This window comes from Rhizobacter sp. P3_B12, from assembly GCF_056402895.1.
The window spans coordinates 1-580 of the sequence record NZ_JBFUGN010001738.1; the positions used below are offsets into that span (position 1 = coordinate 1).

General features: G+C 69.7%; 1 protein-coding gene. It reads right to left on the minus strand.

Annotated elements, in window-relative coordinates; all coding sequences use genetic code 11:
* Nucleotides 1-99: 99 nt before the first annotated feature.
* Nucleotides 100-580, minus strand: a 481-nt coding sequence (gene mobB / locus AC1D01_RS37965) for a molybdopterin-guanine dinucleotide biosynthesis protein B (protein WP_477875148.1), incomplete at its 5' end; no start/stop codon positions are given.

Sequence of the window (580 nt, forward strand, 5' to 3'; positions counted from 1 at the left end):
GTCGACAGCGTCTCGATCTCGCCGGCCGGCAGCGGCTGCACCGCGGCGAGCAGGCGTGCCAGCGCGTCGTCGAGCGACAGCAGCGCTGCCTTGGCGCGATCAGGGGATGGCGGGGAACTGGTAGTCATAGCGCGAAGCATCGGCGAGCAGGAACGCGGCTGCTGCGGCAGGGTCATTCAGGTCGAGCACCGGGCGCGAGGTCGGCTCGGGCAGGCGGTCGGCGCTGTCGGTCGCGATCGCGACGATGAAGGGATCGGTCGGGTAGTTCGCCTGCTTGCCGGTCGCGGCGCGCCAGACCTCGATCTTCGGCAGGTCGGCATGCTTGAAGCCCTCGACCAGCACCCAGTCGCATTCGACCAGCTCGGCGATCAGCTGGTGCACCGTCGGCTCGGCCAGCTGCTCGTACTCGCGGATCTTGGCAAGCCGCCGGTCGGAGGCGATCACGATCTCGAACGCGCCGGCCTGGCGGTGGCGGTACGAATCCTTGCCCGGCTGGTCGATGTCGAAATCGTGGTGCGCGTGCTTGACCACCGACACGCGCTGGCCCGCCGCGCGCAGCAGCGGGATCAGCTGCTCGACC